This window comes from Aliivibrio sp. 1S175 (assembly GCF_001690985.1).
In the GTDB taxonomy this organism is placed as follows: domain Bacteria; phylum Pseudomonadota; class Gammaproteobacteria; order Enterobacterales; family Vibrionaceae; genus Aliivibrio.
The window spans coordinates 145361-161656 of sequence record NZ_MAJS01000024.1; the positions used below are offsets into that span (position 1 = coordinate 145361).

Annotated in this window: 14 protein-coding genes and 3 pseudogenes; 11 read left to right on the forward strand and 6 right to left on the reverse strand. The window is 40.2% G+C overall.

The window, feature by feature from the left end:
• Nucleotides 1-94 precede the first annotated feature (94 nt).
• Complete coding sequence (locus A6E06_RS10285) at nt 95-469, forward strand: hypothetical protein (RefSeq protein WP_065592331.1); 375 nt, start codon at nt 95-97, stop codon at nt 467-469.
• Between the two features lie 156 nt (nt 470-625).
• Here A6E06_RS10285 and A6E06_RS10290 read toward each other — a convergent pair whose 3' ends face one another.
• Entirely contained in the window at nt 626-1606 is a 981-nt protein-coding gene (locus A6E06_RS10290) for a hypothetical protein (RefSeq protein WP_141676939.1), read from the reverse strand.
• A 239-nt stretch (nt 1607-1845) separates the two neighbouring features.
• Here A6E06_RS10290 and A6E06_RS10295 point away from each other — a divergent pair.
• From A6E06_RS10295 to A6E06_RS10315, 5 genes and pseudogenes are all read left to right on the forward strand, one after another.
• Nucleotides 1846-2079 (forward strand): annotated as a pseudogene (locus A6E06_RS10295) (hypothetical protein); the annotation flags it as partial.
• A 96-nt stretch (nt 2080-2175) separates the two neighbouring features.
• Nucleotides 2176-2958, forward strand: a complete 783-nt coding sequence (locus tag A6E06_RS10300; RefSeq protein WP_065592330.1) for an endonuclease/exonuclease/phosphatase family protein — start codon at nt 2176-2178, stop codon at nt 2956-2958.
• Nucleotides 2959-2992: 34 nt separating this feature from the next.
• Nucleotides 2993-3460, forward strand: coding sequence for a hypothetical protein (locus A6E06_RS10305; protein WP_065592329.1), 468 nt, complete (start codon nt 2993-2995; stop codon nt 3458-3460).
• A 14-nt stretch (nt 3461-3474) separates the two neighbouring features.
• Complete coding sequence (locus A6E06_RS10310; protein ID WP_065592328.1) at nt 3475-4272, forward strand: hypothetical protein; 798 nt, start codon at nt 3475-3477, stop codon at nt 4270-4272.
• Nucleotides 4273-4494: 222 nt separating this feature from the next.
• Nucleotides 4495-5283, forward strand: a pseudogene (locus A6E06_RS10315) (DUF4113 domain-containing protein); the annotation flags it as partial.
• A 33-nt stretch (nt 5284-5316) separates the two neighbouring features.
• On the opposite strand, the pseudogene A6E06_RS19575 reads toward A6E06_RS10315, so the two are convergent.
• Nucleotides 5317-5505, reverse strand: a pseudogene (locus A6E06_RS19575) (EamA/RhaT family transporter); the annotation flags it as partial.
• Between the two features lie 248 nt (nt 5506-5753).
• Entirely contained in the window at nt 5754-6419 is a 666-nt protein-coding gene (locus tag A6E06_RS10320) for a GntR family transcriptional regulator (RefSeq protein ID WP_065592327.1), read from the reverse strand.
• Nucleotides 6420-6564: 145 nt separating this feature from the next.
• On the opposite strand from A6E06_RS10320, the gene A6E06_RS10325 reads away from it, so the two are divergent.
• The 3 genes from A6E06_RS10325 to A6E06_RS10335 all read left to right on the forward strand — a co-directional run bounded on the left by A6E06_RS10325 (nt 6565) and on the right by A6E06_RS10335 (nt 10844).
• A complete protein-coding gene (locus tag A6E06_RS10325; protein ID WP_065592326.1) occupies nt 6565-7920 on the forward strand; it encodes an FAD-dependent oxidoreductase in 1356 nt (451 codons plus the stop codon).
• Nucleotides 7921-7930: 10 nt separating this feature from the next.
• Nucleotides 7931-9055 (forward strand): mandelate racemase/muconate lactonizing enzyme family protein, encoded by a 1125-nt coding sequence (locus tag A6E06_RS10330; RefSeq protein ID WP_065592325.1) that lies wholly within the window; start codon nt 7931-7933, stop codon nt 9053-9055.
• A 184-nt stretch (nt 9056-9239) separates the two neighbouring features.
• Nucleotides 9240-10844 carry a BCCT family transporter gene (locus A6E06_RS10335; protein ID WP_065592324.1) on the forward strand — a complete coding sequence of 535 codons (1605 nt, stop codon included), beginning with the start codon at nt 9240-9242 and terminating at the stop codon, nt 10842-10844.
• Nucleotides 10845-11145: 301 nt separating this feature from the next.
• On the opposite strand, the gene A6E06_RS10340 is transcribed toward A6E06_RS10335, so the two are convergent.
• Complete coding sequence (locus A6E06_RS10340) at nt 11146-12057, reverse strand: DMT family transporter (protein ID WP_065640696.1); 912 nt, start codon at nt 12055-12057, stop codon at nt 11146-11148.
• Nucleotides 12058-12356: 299 nt separating this feature from the next.
• Here A6E06_RS10340 and A6E06_RS10345 point away from each other — a divergent pair, with 299 nt between their 5' ends.
• Nucleotides 12357-13454: an alkene reductase gene (locus tag A6E06_RS10345; RefSeq protein ID WP_065592322.1), complete on the forward strand. Its 1098-nt coding sequence runs from the start codon at nt 12357-12359 to the stop codon at nt 13452-13454.
• Nucleotides 13455-13567: 113 nt separating this feature from the next.
• A complete protein-coding gene (locus A6E06_RS10350) occupies nt 13568-14812 on the forward strand; it encodes an NADH:flavin oxidoreductase/NADH oxidase family protein (protein WP_065592321.1) in 1245 nt (414 codons plus the stop codon).
• A 258-nt stretch (nt 14813-15070) separates the two neighbouring features.
• Here A6E06_RS10350 and A6E06_RS10355 read toward each other — a convergent pair whose 3' ends face one another.
• Both A6E06_RS10355 and A6E06_RS10360 read right to left on the reverse strand, forming a co-directional pair.
• Complete coding sequence (locus A6E06_RS10355; RefSeq protein ID WP_065592443.1) at nt 15071-15829, reverse strand: trans-aconitate 2-methyltransferase; 759 nt, start codon at nt 15827-15829, stop codon at nt 15071-15073.
• A 5-nt stretch (nt 15830-15834) separates the two neighbouring features.
• On the reverse strand, nt 15835-16269 hold the full coding sequence (locus A6E06_RS10360) for a MarR family winged helix-turn-helix transcriptional regulator (RefSeq protein WP_065592320.1): 435 nt from the start codon (nt 16267-16269) through the stop codon (nt 15835-15837).
• Nucleotides 16270-16296: the final 27 nt, after the last annotated feature.

Here is a 16296-nt window from a genome sequence, read left to right on the forward strand (position 1 = left end):
AATAATTAGTTTCGGGGTAATAACCTAATTAAGATAGTATTTTACCCCAAAATACGCATAATCTTGCTATACAGAACTCAAAGAGAGATTACCCATGACTAATTTTCAATATTACTTTCAACAACTGCCTTGTTTTAACTGTAAAAAAACCAAAGTAAACACGGATCTTGGCTGGTTAACGGCGACGATGAAAGATGATGTCGTAGCACAAGCGGCTGCAATTATCGCGCAAGAAGGCGCAGAGTCAGAGCTTTCTGTGAACGTAACTTGTACTAAAGCAGAAGCTCGTGATTACTTATTGCTGAATTTCTACGGTTACTCAGAAGAACAACTAGCAGATCAAGTTAAAGCGGAAGATGAGCAAGAAGTTGCGGATGAAATAGCTGAGTTACTAGAAGACGGTAATGATACAGCAGTATTTGAACATGAAATCGTACTACAAAGTTGTACTGAATGTAACGTTGATTAAGACTTAAACTAAGCATAATCAGTAAACGTTCCATATTCGTTATACATAATGATTTAGGCGTTAGCAGAGAATAATTTGCTAACGCCTTTTTTGTTTTTTTATCAAAATCGCCTATACCTGAGATAACTAAAAGATAGTTACACAGAGCCAGAAATATTACTTAACCTCATATCTAAGTAATACTTCATTATCAAGCACCACATTCGTTGACCAAATAAAACTCGCTCCCGCACCACTAAATTTATCAATAAAATTCATGTACGCCTTCTTGTTATTTACGCCGATGTCGCCTTCTGTATATAACGTTGCTTGAGGCCAAGATGTTGCATCAAACTCTTTACCCATCCAGTTATTTGGGGTTTCCCAATGAGCGGCGTAAGCATTCTCTCCATTATCTGTACCTTCTGTAGTACAAGTTTCAGACAGGCGTACCTCTTCCACTTCACTTAGACACGTAAGATCATAAATAGGTGACGTATAGTATGTTTGAGCTTTCCAATCTGAGCCTGTAACAGTACCATCGCTAAAGCTAGCAATAAAACCACCGTCTCCTGGGTGATAACTCTTTCCACGGTTATTCTCTGTTCCCAAACCTAAGTTTTCTTCCCAATCAATAACTTTTACCGCTATCGTATAAGGTTTCTTAACTTTAAATTTCACGATACTAGAATTAAACGGTGTAAACGGCACTGTATCTACCGCGACAAGAGAACCATTGATATACAATTCAAAATAGTTATCAGCAAAAATATACCCCGTAATTTCTTCACCGTCTGGATCAATAACGACAACAGGCACTGAAGCTTCATCTACATTAGAAATATTTGAAGGCGTGATATTTGCACATTCTTCATATAGATCGACAGCTTTAGGGCCTGTGGAAAAATTATTTTTTGCAGGAACGCGCCAAACCTTACCTTCTAAATCAGTGATATCACCAATACTTGCAACTCGGCTGCGCCCATTTTTGCACTCAAAAATATCCGACTCTACCGCTTTGGCGGCACCTTGCGTAATACTTGCTGAACCACTGTAATCGCTAATAGTCGTAGAAGGTACATCAGATGATGGCGAGCAACCGACAACCAAAAACAGTACTGATAAAAATGAAATGACATGATTTTTTTTGGTGTTCATTAGCTAAATATCCATATGAGTTGGTAAGTTGTATTAGTGTAGTTGACTATTAAAGTAATACAACATATCAGAGTAATGTTTCTTTATATTTTAATACGTTACGAATTATACATGCTCAAAAGTAAACCACTGTAAACAGCCTAGAATCCACTGACTTATTTTAAATTAATGCCAACCGCATTATTTTTATATACGTTTAAAGGTTTATTATGCAAGAAAAGCACTGGTCAAAGTTTCAGTTACTTCATGAAGTCGTCACCAAAGATGTTGAGCCATATAGCGTGGTTGCAGGCTCTCCAGCAAAACACGTGAAATATCGCTTTGAGCCTTCCGCGATAGAAGAGCTGTTATCTTTTAAAGTTTACGATTGGCCTACAGATAAGTTCAATGCTCTCAAACCGCATTTATGCAACCCTGATTTTGAGCAACTAAAATCACATAATCAGCTGAAATCATTGTCCATACAGGAGTGAGTGAGGTGAGTCTAATCGAAAAATAATTGGCGAATTAGCAAATTTAAATATAATTACGATACTATTTTCATATCTATTTTTTATATAACTGCACTTATGAAAATTATTTTACTTTGTCTTTTAATCGTTACCCCATATGCCATATCAAGTGAAAACCTTCGACTAGCTACGTACAACTCAAAATTCCTGCCTGCTTGTATGAACAAGGTACGTGTCATTAATTATCAAAGCGTTATAAACAATCTGAACGCTGATGTTGTGGCACTGCAGGAAGTTAGAGATCGGTACGCTGTAGAACGATATTTCCCCGCAACAGATTGGAACATAATTATCGATGATGACAGCACAGATGATATGAATTTGGCGTTCGCCATCCGAAAAGGTTTTCAATATAGATTGGATTCTGGGAATTTGAAGAACGTGGATAAAAACATAGACTTTGCCTTTCCTAAGTCGAACCCAAATTTTATTGATGAAAGAAGAGTTTTAAAATTATTCATCTCGTATAAAGGTAAAGAAATTTTATTGTTAAATCATCATGCAAAATCTCGTTATAACGGTCGAATGATTACGGATGAGCAGAGGACAAATGCAGCATTAGACCTTATTGATTATATATATCAAGCTCCTACTGAATATGCTGCTCTTTTAGGTGACTTCAACGACACACCAGATGATAGATCGCTTAACACATTAGAACGTGGCATCGACTCCCCTATGCAAATAGAGAATGTTAATGGCAGTTTTCTTATTAACATTACCGAGCCATTAACGTTAAAAGAACATGTTTCATTTGGTCTAAAAAGCCTCGATAAGACAGATTCTATCTGTAAGATTAGTCAATCCATCGATACCAGGTTCAAGAAAATAAAATATTGATAATTTCTTAAACGACATACCAGCAAGAAAGGCTTTGTACGACCAAATCTTAGTTTCACCCGCCTTAATTACTCTTTTCAGTCAACCTACCGCAGCCAAAATATTTGATGAAGTCGTTGGTATTGATGGAAATGATGACACGCGAGCTTCAGACCACCTTCCTGTTTATGTGGATTTTCACTGCCCTGATTGTGATGCACCTAAGTTAAGAATCACAGCGTTGCTCCCTAACCCTTTAGACTCAGACTCGGGTAACGAATTAATCAAAATCCAAAATTTCGGTAATAGTTTTCAAGGAAAAATTATCATCCAAGATGCTTCACTTAAAAATGAAGTAATTGAAATCGATCTAGCTAAACAACAAACAATTATTCATAAAATTCAATCAGGAGTAACACTAAACAACAATGGTGACACTATAAGAATACTAAATAAATATGAAGAATTATTGGATGAAGTAACTTATTCATCTTCTAAGGAACAAATGGAAATTTTCTTTTAAGGACATAGTGGTTTATGAAAAACAAGTTTATTCAGTTCGGCATTCTACTTTCGATTTTTAGTTTGCCTAACGTCGCCCTTTCAGCCGAAGAGTGGGATGAAAAGAAAGTATACAATTCTGGTGATGTTGTTCAGTGGAAAGACTTGACATATATATCGTCGCACTGGACTCAAGGCACTGAACCTTTAAATAACAAAGTAAGCTGGGACGGTTGGATAACAATCAATACTGAGGAGATTGAACGTTGGCAACAATCAACCCCGTACAATGGTGGTACTGTTGTTGAATATAATGTTGGGTATTATATTGCAAAATGGTGGAATAATAATTCGATTCCTAGTGATTCAGCAGAGTGGCAAAGATTAGATCTCGATGTTGGGGGAAAACCTAGCCCAGACCCTACTCCTGACGACGGAAATGTAATTGGGAAAGATAGTGATGGAGATGGCTTACGTGACGACTATGCAGTTACCGTCGAAGAAACTTATACAAATACACAAGAAGTTGCACTAGCTACTCAGGCTGGTAAAGAGTTCGGAAAACTTCTCGAATTTAGTGAAAATAACATTGAAATTACGGTAGAAGATGCTCAGTTAATGGCAATTGATGGTATTACAATTCAATACTGTATTGATATTTACAAGCAAGCCAACCCTCACTTCGTAAACCCTATCGACTTATATTACGACACAATCGAACGTGCAATTGCAAGTAACGAAGCATCAACTCAGCTGTATAAAGCTTTACAAGGAAACGAGCCTGATATTTATGAGATTGATTGTAATGTGTTCTTAGAAGGGGTTTCAAAATGAATAAAGTATTAGCATCAATATTTATCACACTTTTTTCTATTAGCTCTTCTTACGCAGCATCTTGTGAGGAAAACGTAGATAAAGTTAAAATATTCTACGTGAACGGGATGTTTACCAATTATCAAAAATTCGGTGCGAATAAAGCCCATTTGATGGGCTTTCAAAAGAAGTACTTAAAAAGTGATTTTGAATTATATCCATTTGTAGATGGTAGTTATAACAATAGAACAATACAATGGGGTTTGCGTTCTAGATTCAGAGCAAGAGCGTTTAAAAGTATTGGGGGTTTTAGACGTCGGTGATGTATGGGGAATTGGTCGCCAATTATCAAAACGCATGAACACAATGGGAATTTATACAGCGTTGCAATTGTGCGCGATGCCGATAGGTCTGGTTCGTAAAAATTTCAATGTGGAAGTAGAGCGCGTGGTTCTGGAGTTAAATGGCCAAGTCTGTAAATCATGGGGCGTAGCACGAGCGGATAAGAAACAGATATTCTCAACAAGAAGCATGGGTAACCGAATTACCGATTTAGAATCACTGCAGCAAGCGTTAGCCAAGCACGCGGCGATTGCTTCTTATAAGGCGAGAAAATAAGGCTCGCTGTGTAAAATTATGATGTGTTTTTCTTCTAACTCCCCTTTTGATGAAAAGCCAGTAAATAGAAAACTAATTCATAACTTTGCGTATCCAACAGCAGATGCAACACAACTGACTTCCGTCGCGACCTCTCTTGCTAAAGCGTTATTTCAGCCAGGTGTTAATTATTACAAAGTGGGCGTTGGTTTGCTGGACTTAAGCGATGGCGATCATGAGCAATTTGATATGCTAAACCCGACCCCAAATAATACGGAATTGATGAGTGTATTTGATGGTATTAACCAAAAATATGGCACGGATGCGCTGTTTTTAGGCGCTCAAGGGATTAATGAAAAATGGGGAATGCGGCGCGATAGATTAACGCCGCAATATACAACCAGATGGAACGATGTGCCTAAGATCAGGTGTTGATTGGTTACATAAAAGGGATAAACATAGCCCCGCTTAGTTAAGTGAGTTATTTTTCTTAGGAATAGAGACAGCCTGCTTACCAAATACGTTAATGATCGCACCTGTCACAATCAAACCACCACCGATATAAGCCCACATTGATGGGATCTCATTAAATACCCAAACGCCTAATAGCGCAAAAAAGACGATCTGAACATAGGAATACGCAGACGCTTTACCGGCCCTATTTCAAGTGCTGGAATGCCATAGTTACTCACATATTTTACGCACGCCAACATGAGTGCAAATCCAAGCGTAGTAAAGAAACATAAATCTAACTCAATCGGGATCATTGAAAAAACGTAGGTATAAGGCATCAACAAATTTAAAAGAAATGATATCAGCTGAATATTAGTGGCTGGAGAAATCCATGTAATGCTCGAATTAAGATTAAAAACACCAGTTTGAGCATCACACGGGGTATTTAGTTCCTAATCATACGGAAGAACCCGCGGCTTGATACTTCGATAAGCCACGTCGGTCAGATAATCATTCAATCGATGAGATGCCGCTACTGCTTCTTCTGCATCGGTATGACTGACGGCTCGCAGCACCGCAGCATGAAGAGAAGACGCTTTGAACAAATCTTGACCTTCATCTTTATAAGCAAACCAAAATCGACGAGATAGCCCTTGTAGTGGGGCCATAGCTAACTCCAGATATTCATTATCTGCGGCTTTTACCAATAATACATGTATTTCTTTTAGCAATTCTGCATATTCAAAATCATCGCGATTCTGAGCACATATTTCTAAGCCGTCCGCTAACTGCAACATCTGTTGCTTCTCTTCAACACTGGCTCTCGATGCGGCATAACGAACACACAGAGCTTCGATGTCTCGACGTACTTCTAATATTTTGAGCTGACTTTCGACCGAGATCGGGGGGATTTGAATACCTCTTCGCGGATGAATCTCTGCCATTCGCTCATAAGATAAACGCTGCAATGCTTCACGTACTGGTGTTCTTCCTAACCCTAAGTTTTCTGCGAGTTGTTTCTCACTCACCATAGTTCCCGGCTCTAGTTCGCGGAAAATAATCATTTTCTCCAATTGATGGTATGCAACTTCATTCTTATTTACGGGGTTAATTTTCATTTCCTTTTGTTCCCTCAATAAATTGTTTAGTGAGCAATCTCACATTAAGGACGAAATTAATTGTACCACAAAAAATACAGGCATATATTAAAAATACACAACTGATATATCAGATGAACATCAGTAATCTATTAGTGAGGCAACAATGAAATTTTGGAACATTATCCGTCGTTTTGAATCTCTACCGGAGCTGCCAATCTTGGCAGAAACCGAAGTGTTGGTTATTGGTGGTGGCCCTGCTGGCGTAGCCGCAGCAGAAACCGCAGGTCGTATGGGTAAGAACACATGGTTGATTGAGAAATATGGATTTTGCGGTGGTGCAGCGGTCGCTGGCCTATCCGGCACCATTTGCGGCATGTACATGGCAACAGAAGACGAAAATGCCCAACCAGAGCAAGTTGTTTTCGGTTTTACTGAACGTTTTCGTCAAGAATTGGAAAAACGTGGTGGCGTGACGCCTCCACAAATTTACGGAAAAACCTTCACTGTGACGCACGACCCACTTGTGTGGCGTGAAGTCGCAGATGATCTTTTAGAGCAAGCTGGCGTTACTACTTTGTTCCACACTTCAGTAACTGGCGTGATCATGGATGGTGATGCATTTAAAGGCGTTGTCGTTGAATCAAACGCAGGCCAAAGCATCATTCTAAGTAAACAAATCATCGATGCTTCTGGTGATGCCGCAATTATCGCTCGTGCAGGTATGGATTACTATTTCGGTGACAATGGGCGCATTCAAAACCCGACCATGTTCTTCCGCTACGCTGGTGTCGACATGGACAAATACCTAGCGTACTACGGTGAAGACACAATCTGCCCACCAAAAGTAACCGAGAACATCCTCGCGGCGAATGCGACGGGTAACTATGATCTTCCTCGTCATAAGATCTGGATCTTCCCTACTACTCGCCCTAGCGAACTGATGGTTAACGCTACTCGCTTAGCTGGCCAAGATGGCCGCACCTTGAACGTTATCGATCCGAAAGATTTTACCGAAGCAGAAATTTTTGGTCGTCGCCAAGTTCGTGACTACGCACGTTTCCTTAATAAGTATGTACCGGGCTGCGAAGACGCTTACGTGGTGGATACTGGTGTTGAAGTTGGCATTCGTCAAACACGTTCAATTGTTGGTGTTGAAACACTAACTAACGAAGACGTAGTTAATTGCCGTAAACGTGAAGACGGCATCTGTCGAACTCCATGGCCAATCGAATTGCACTCTGGTGATAAGCCAAAACTGCACTGGTTACTGAACGACTACTATGACATCCCGTTTCATACTCTCGTTCCCATCGTCGGTGAAAACATCATCGTCGCGGGCCGCTGTTTGAGTGCTGAACATGAAGCTCTCGCATCAGCTCGAGTAACGGCTCAATGTTTTGAATTGGGTCATGCTGCAGGCATTGCCGCAGTAAAAGCAATTGATACAAATTCTGCGATTCGCGACCTAAACGTTGCGGATATTCGCGCCATCATGATTAAAAATGGCTCACGCCTGTAAGGATTATAAAATGTCAGATCTTAAAATTGAACGCGTTGAACTTTACGCTGTTGCAGATCGCCTAGCGGCTCCTGTGCCTTGGGCTGATAACCAAGAACCTTTACTATACACCAACAACATTGTGCGCCTTATCTGTAACGACGGTACGGAAGGTGCTGGTGCAACAATCAGCTACACAGAAAACGACTTTGACCGTTGTATCATTGAATCACAACGAACTATCGTTCCGGGCCTGATTGGTAAAAACCCACTTGCTACCCAAGAGTTATACAACTGGCTACAATCTCGTTGTACTTGGGGCGGTCTACCAGCGAAATCTCCTATCGATATCGCGGCATGGGATATCAAAGGCAAAAAAGCGGGCATGCCTCTTTACATGTTATTAGGCGGCGCTCGTTCAAAAATGCTTTCTTACGCATCAACGCCAATGTTTGACACCGTTGAAGAGTACTTCCCATACCTAGATGACTGTATTGAGCACGGCTTCACTGCAATCAAACTGCACTGCTACTGCGTATACGCAAAAGATGTTGCTCTTGTTGATGCAGTACAAGCACGTTACGGTAAAACAAGCATTCGCTTTATGCTCGATACCGCAACGTTCTATACGCCAGAACAAGCAATGGCGATGGCAAAACGCCTAGAAAGCTACAACTGGGAATGGTTCGAAGCACCAGTCTCTGATTATGACTACAACACATACAAACGCTTAGTTGATCACACGAACCTAGAAATTTCTAGCCATGGTAACTGCCTACTGACACTTCAAGAAGTGACGTACGCTCTTTCACAAAACATGTGGTCTGATATTCGTCAAGACGCAACTGTATGTGGAGGTATCACACCGTTAAACAAATGCTTCCACATCGCGGAAGGCTTCTCCAAGAACCTAGAAATTCAATCGATGGGCTACACGCTAACGCAAGCAGCAAACCTACACGTAGCTCTGGCACACAACAACTGTAAGTTCTTCGAACAGTTCTACCCATACGATGACTTTGAGCTAGCATCGATCAATACCATTCGCACAGATAAAGAAGGCTTTGTCCACGCACCTGAAGGCAATGGTCTTGGCATTGAAATGGATTGGGATAAAGTGAAAGAAATGTCTGTAACGTCTTACGTGTTCGAGTAATTACTTGTTAATGAATAAAAATAACTAATACAGAGACAGCAAAAACTGACACGCCTCTACCTACATTGTTTGCCCTTCAAGTTACGTTTTTGGAGCGGTTGGAGGGTAAACAAACCTAATGTCAGTCATTAAGAACACGCCGTCCGAGTATTCTCAAAATTAGACAATAATGGAAAGTCATACAATGAAATTGAATACTTCAGAAATAGACTGGAAACTCACCTTTAGCAGCTTTGGATTTGTGCTGCTACTGGGAATTCTAGCGGTACTTTATCCAGAAGCGGTTAAAACCACCATGGGCAGCATGCTAGACTTCACCGTGATTAACTTCGGTTCTGGTTTCCTTTGGTACACCATTTTTGCGACGGGTACTCTTTTGTTCCTCGCTTTCTCTAAATACGGCAATATCCGTATGGGTGACAGCAAGCCAAAATTCACCAAGTTCCAACTGTTCGCTATGGCATTATCTGCTGGTATGGGCGCAAGTACGATGTACTGGGGATTTATCGAAGCGATTTATTACTTCATGGACCCACAGTTTGGTATTGAAGACAAAGCAATGGCGATGGAGTACGCTTCTGCGTACAACATGTTCCACTGGGGCGCTGCTGGTTGGTTCATCTATCTAATCGTAGCGATTCCATTCGCGGTTGTGTTCTACTTAAAAGGCAACCGTCGGATGAGCTTAAGTGGTGTTATCAACGCACTATTTAATGACCGTCTACCAGGCTGGGCGCAAAAATTCATCGACTTATTGTTCATCATCACAACACTTGCAGCAACGGCATTGACACTCGGCCTTGGAATTCCAATGATTTCGTCAAACCTTGCAAGCTTAACGGGTATTCCAGATAACTTGATGTTGGGTATTGGCGTAATCCTTGGCCTATCGGTGATCTTCTCTATGAGTTCATACATCGGTATAGAAAAAGGTATGGCTCGTCTATCTAGCGCAACAATCTACATTTGTGCCGCATTCGTAGGTATCATCTTCATCATCGGTCCTTCCGCACTGATTATGAATAACCTAACTAACGGTATTGGCGTGATGCTGTCTGAATACATCCGCATGAGTACAAACACAGATCCATACGGTACGACTATGTTCCCTCAGTACTGGACAGTGTTCTTCCTAGCAAACTGGATTTCTTACTCTCCGGGTGTGGGCGTATTCATTACTAAGATCATTCAAGGTCAAAAACTACGTGACGTCGTACTTATTCTGGTTATCGGCGGCACTATGGGCTCAGCGGTTATCTTCGGTGTCTGTGGTACCTTCGCAATGGATCTTGTGAATAGTGGTGCTGTTGATGGTGTGAAAATGATCACGGAAGGCCAACCAACGACGCTCGTAAAAGAAATCTTTAACTCTACGTCTATTCCAATGATTCTAACGGCGATTTACCTAGTAACTATGATTCTGTTTACTGTTACAACACTAGATGGTACATCGTACTCTCTAGCAGGTATCGCAACCAAAGAACTGGATGAAGAAGCGAACGTAAACCCTATGTTCCGTTTATTCTGGTGTTTACTGCTAACAGCACTGCCAATCATCTTCTTAGTAATTGAAGCTGACCTGAACATTCTAAAATCGTTTCCTGTTCTGATCATTGTGCTGATTGTACCAATCTTCTTTATTGCTGCGGTTAAAACTCTGCAATACTTAAAAGTGAATTACAACGACATTATGAAACATCAACGTGAGCAAGATAAGATTCTTGATATTGCATCAGAAGAAATAGCGCACGCTAAAACAACGACTCAAGAGTCAGCTATCCAAGCGTAACTCCAACATAATTAGGCACTAATAAAAAGGAACCTGCGGGTTAATGCTGTTCACTTAAGAGTGAACAGCATTTTTCTTTTTGGTATATAGTTGAAGTCTGGATTTAACTTTTCTAAGGAAAGCAATTTCCTTTTAAATTAAAGATCGACCATCTGATATCGGATTAGATTAAAGCAAGCAATCGCTTCATATGACGCGTTTACTTAATACCTGTTATTAATCTAAAACTGAAATGGTGCGACACTGCCGCACTATTTCAATTAATCAACCCAATACGTTAGACACCCAATAAATAACCCAATTACTTTCTTGAATTACTCTTCTCAGAAGTAGAAACAGCCTGCTTACCAAATACGTTAATAAGCGCACCTGTCACAATCAAACCACCACCGATATAAGTCCACATTGATGGGATCTCATTAAATACCCAAACACCTAATAGCGCAGAAAAGACAATCTGAACATAGGAATACGCAGACGCTTTACCTGCGGCTTGGGTTTGCATGGCTTTGGTCAATCCATATTGTCCAATTTGCGTGAAGATGCCGATTAAAATCAGGATCATGGTAAGGAACAGACTTGGCCATACAAAGTCATTCCAAATCAGTACGCTTGAGATAGGTAATGCCACTAATGGGAAATAAAATATGATCACAGAGCTGTCTTCTGTTTGGCTAAGTTTTCTTACTATCACATAGGCAATCGAACTTCCTAATGCACCACACAACGCAACAAGGATACTAAAAATAGGCAGTTCACTTGTACTGCCACTGTTCATGCTTGGCTGAACCATAACAAACAAGCCAACAAGACAAAACGCAATGCATATCATGGTTGATTTTTGAATGTGTTCTTTAAGAAACAGGACGCCGAGCAATGCGGTAAAAATAGGATGAACGTATTGTAAGATAGTTGCTTCAGCCAGAGGTAAGGTCGTCACTGCGTAGTAAACACACATAAGCGCTGCTGTGCCTACTGTCCCACGAGCAAGAAGTAAGGGTTTATTGTTCCCCCATATCGAAATGCCTTTTCGTTTCACATCTGCATAGCTAATGATCAAAGAAACTAATGCCCTTGCTGCCACAATTTCAAATACTGGAATGCCGTAATTGCTCACGTATTTTACGCACGCTGACATGAGCGCAAATCCAAGCGCAGAAAGAAACATAAACCTAACCCCTGTCGGGATCATTGAAAAAGAGAAAGTAGGCATAACAACATCAACCAAATTTAGAAGGTAATGAATGATAGCCTAGTTTACTCGCTGCACCCAAAGCTCTTATCTTAATCACATCGACATTCAGGCTCTATTCCAAATATCGGCTCTCCCCACAATAAATCATTACACTTTGTTATTAAAATAATAAGTAATCATAATTTCATGTAACCCTCTTTTTTGTATATCTTACTCCCATACAAAATAACAACCGTTAGCTAGGCAAGGGGAAGCACCACATCGCTTCCATTAATTAGATAATAATAACCTTCGCATAAGCACAAAGAGGATTTACCATGGCAAATGCACTATTTCAACCAATGCAACTGGGTAATCTTACGCTTAAAAACCGTATTGTTATGCCACCAATGACTCGCTCTCGTGCTACCCAACCAGGTAACATTGCAAACGACATGATGGCGCAATATTACGCACAACGCGCAACTGCAGGGCTTATCATTGCTGAAGGTACTCAAATTTCAGAAATGGGCCAAGGTTATGCATGGACTCCAGGTATCTACTCTCAAGAACAAATTGCAGGTTGGAAAAAAGTCACTGACGCTGTACACGCAAAAGGAGGTGCTATTTTTGCTCAACTTTGGCACGTTGGCCGTGTTACTCACCCTGATAATATTGGTGGTCAGCAACCAATTTCATCATCAGCCTTAAAAGCAGAAAACGTAAAAGTGTTTATTGATAATGGCACTGATGCTCCGGGCTTTGTTGATGTGGTTGAACCTCGTGAAATGACAAAACAAGACATTGCTGATGTTATTGCAGAGTATCGTCAAGCGGCGCTAAATGCAGTAGAAGCTGGTTTTGATGGCATTGAACTTCATGCTGCAAATGGCTATTTAATTAACCAATTTATTGATTCTGAAGCCAATAATCGTACCGATGAATATGGTGGCTCTATCGAAAATCGTCTGCGCTTTTTAGGCGAAGTGGTTGAGGCAATGACTGACGCTATTGGTCATGATCGTGTCGGCGTTCGTCTTGCTCCGTTTACTTCATTAAATGGGACAGTTGATAAGACTCCAACTGAAACCTACACCGCTGCTGCTGTATTATTAAATAAACTCAATGTGGTTTATATGCATATTGCTGAAGTAGATTGGGATGATGCTCCTGAGACACCTGCAGAGTTTAAAGAAGCGATTCGTGATGCGTTCAAAGGCACTATTATTTATGCTGGTCGCTACAATACCGAAAAAGCAGATCAAGCATTAACCAGTGGTTTAGCAAATATGATCAGCTTTGGTCGTCCATTTGTTGCGAACCCTGATTTACCGACTCGCATTAAACACGGTTATCCTCTAGCTCAACACGATCCAAATACGTTATTTGGCGGTGCAGAGCAAGGCTTAACAGATTACCCTGAGTATCAAGCGTAATTGCCTTACTAGTTAGAGTTCAAAAAATAAATCATATAACCCTGCTTATTTAAGTGGGGTTAATCGCTATTTAGGGCATACTAAATAACAATAATGTCACAGTAAGAGCAAATATGAATTCGATAAATATCAGTAACCCATTTACGCTTACCAATGGCCAAGTGATTAAAAATCGTTTGTTCAAATCAGCAATGAGTGAACAGCTTGGCGATAAGCAGCATAACCCCACGTCTGGTTTAGCAACCCTCTATCAACGTTGGGCTAAAGGCGGTATTGGTTTATCGATGACGGGGAATGTCATGGTGGATAGAACTGCCCTTGGTGAGCCTAAGAATGTGGTTTTAGATGAGAAAAGTGATCTTACGTTATTTACTGAGTGGGCGAATGCCGGAAAACAAAACGACTCACACATATGGATGCAGCTTAATCATCCAGGTAAACAAATTCCTAAATTCTTATGTGCAGACCCTGTTGCTCCCTCTGCTATCCCACTAGAACGCGGATTAGAAAAAGGCTTTAATACCCCACGAGAACTCACTGATAATGAAATCCATGAGATCATTAATAAGTTCGCTACCAGTGCCGAACTAGCAAAACAAGTTGGCTTTACTGGTGTGCAAATTCATGGGGCTCATGGCTATCTTATCAGCCAATTTTTATCCTCAAGACACAACCAACGAGACGACCAATGGGGTGGTTCATTAGAGAATCGACTGCGTTTTGTTCTCGAAGTGTATCGTGCTATCCGTAAAGAAGTTGGTGATGTTTTTCCGGTGGGTATTAAGCTTAACAGTGCCGATTTTATGAAAGGTGGATTCACAGAAGATGAGTCCATGCAGGTTGTACAAACTCTAAGTGATAACGGCATCGATTTGATCGAAATATCCGGCGGCACTTACGAGAGTCCATCGATGATGGGAGCCAAAGATAAAAATAAACCTGTAAAAGAAAGCACCGTTAAACGTGAGGCTTACTTTATGGATTACATGGAGAAAGTAAGAAAACTGGTCAATACACCCTTGGTTGTTACCGGTGGTTTTCGTACTGCTCCTGCAATGAATGAAGCCTTAAATACCTCTGCAACTGACTTTATTGGCATTGCACGAACCATGGCGGTTGACCCTGATTTTCCTAATAAACTAATTGAAGACCCAAGCCATGGAATGCCACTAGCCGAACCAACAACGGGCAAACCTGCATTAGATAAAATGGCGATGGTTGGGCTTGTTTGGTATGAACACCAAATGTGGCGTATTGCTGATGGAAAAGAAGCTGACCCTCAATTAAGTGCCTTTGGGGTGGTATTTAAAACTCTACTAAGTGCAGGTTGGTATGCATTTAAAAAGCGCAGAGTGTAAGTACTTTAAACAACCGCATCAAATGAAACGAAGAATTGATATGAATTAGCTTCCTCTGAAGCAAAAGAATTTGTGAAAAATTCACTCATATTGGATTTTCGCTTCACCTAATGCAGTTAATTTTATCTCTGATTCTCACGTTACGCAGTATATTGACCTTGTATATAAACTCGGATTGGCGCTTCAGTAGCTAAAAATAAGTCTTACCTTGTTAATTTGTTATTCCATCTCATAGTACTTTTAGACAAAAACGTTAGTTTAAGATAATCGAGTACCTACAATTGCTGTTCGGCATTCGGTACTCGAGTTTTCTGGTTTTGTATAAAGTTCAACGTTAAACCCTACGTCTTCCATAATTTTTTTATAGAACTCAACACTAAATATTCCTAACTCCATTCGGTCAAATTCTATTTGAGTGACTCCTTGATCTTTTTCATAGTACGAAGTCAGGATATTAAGTCGATTTTTATGTATTGGATGTCGTTCTATATAATCAATGACGGTCAAGTCGCTTTCAGGTAATAATGTTATGCGATGATCAACAATAGGCTTATTGAAGCTATCCCCATCAAACTCTGGAGACAAGGCAAAAATACCTCCGCATCTTAAATGTTGGTAAGCGTTCTCAAAAGTAGCTTTTATATCATCGACATTAAACAGATGACCGATACTGTCATGCAGTAAAATAAAGTCGAAATCTTGCTGCAAACCAAATTGTGTTATATCACCCTGAATGGCATTCACATTCGGGTTAAATTGCTTACATTTTGTTAGCATCTCTGGGGATAAATCAATGACAAATGCTTCAACATAAGGGCTGATATATGAGAGAAGGTGCCCTGGCCCTGAAGCTAATTCAAGGAACTTGGGTTGCGTTGTAGCACATTTATTCTCAATAAGTTCTATCCAAAATTGAGCCTCTCCTTGATAATCATCTCGACTAATTACATAGTCATAATATTTTGATAAATCACTATAAAGGCGGTTAGCCATCACATCCAAATAATTGAATTTCATTATATTCATAACCTATCTTGATTTAATAATGCACCGATAGCTTTGGATAAGAGCGAGTTAAGTTGCTCATATTCAATCTCAGATAAAGCGTATTGAAATTCACTATCAACCTGCTTATAGATATCTACTTCTAAATCACGCAATGCTTGAGTTTTTTCGGTTGGAACTAATCTCACCCCTCTGCCATCAGTATGATTTTTTATTTTAGATAAATATCCCTTTGATTCTAACTTACTCACCATATGGCTCGCAGAGGCATTGCTAACATTCATCTTCTCGGCTAAAGAGCTAAGTGATGCGTTTTCTATTAACCCATTAAGTGCATAAAGGTAGTCTAATTCATTGTTTGTTAGATCATTACTTACTTGATCACTTATTTTTAAACGCCAGCGACGCCATAGTTCGAACTCAAGTAGTTCCAGACTCTGAATAGTATTCATTTACATACTCTCTTAAATATACTTAGT

Bases quoted from the DNA above. Each gene is read 5' to 3' on its own strand.
- A6E06_RS10285 (WP_065592331.1), top strand. From the start codon at position 95: ATGACTAATTTTCAATATTACTTTCAACAACTGCCTTGTTTTAACTGT.
- A6E06_RS10290 (WP_141676939.1), bottom strand. From the start codon at position 1,606: ATGAACACCAAAAAAAATCATGTCATTTCATTTTTATCAGTACTGTTT.
- A6E06_RS10300 (WP_065592330.1), top strand. From the start codon at position 2,176: ATGAAAATTATTTTACTTTGTCTTTTAATCGTTACCCCATATGCCATA.
- A6E06_RS10310 (WP_065592328.1), top strand. From the start codon at position 3,475: ATGAAAAACAAGTTTATTCAGTTCGGCATTCTACTTTCGATTTTTAGT.
- A6E06_RS10320 (WP_065592327.1), bottom strand. From the start codon at position 6,419: ATGAAAATTAACCCCGTAAATAAGAATGAAGTTGCATACCATCAATTG.
- A6E06_RS10325 (WP_065592326.1), top strand. From the start codon at position 6,565: ATGAAATTTTGGAACATTATCCGTCGTTTTGAATCTCTACCGGAGCTG.
- A6E06_RS10330 (WP_065592325.1), top strand. From the start codon at position 7,931: ATGTCAGATCTTAAAATTGAACGCGTTGAACTTTACGCTGTTGCAGAT.
- A6E06_RS10335 (WP_065592324.1), top strand. From the start codon at position 9,240: ATGAAATTGAATACTTCAGAAATAGACTGGAAACTCACCTTTAGCAGC.
- A6E06_RS10340 (WP_065640696.1), bottom strand. From the start codon at position 12,057: ATGCCTACTTTCTCTTTTTCAATGATCCCGACAGGGGTTAGGTTTATG.
- A6E06_RS10345 (WP_065592322.1), top strand. From the start codon at position 12,357: ATGGCAAATGCACTATTTCAACCAATGCAACTGGGTAATCTTACGCTT.
- A6E06_RS10350 (WP_065592321.1), top strand. From the start codon at position 13,568: ATGAATTCGATAAATATCAGTAACCCATTTACGCTTACCAATGGCCAA.
- A6E06_RS10355 (WP_065592443.1), bottom strand. From the start codon at position 15,829: ATGAAATTCAATTATTTGGATGTGATGGCTAACCGCCTTTATAGTGAT.
- A6E06_RS10360 (WP_065592320.1), bottom strand. From the start codon at position 16,269: ATGAATACTATTCAGAGTCTGGAACTACTTGAGTTCGAACTATGGCGT.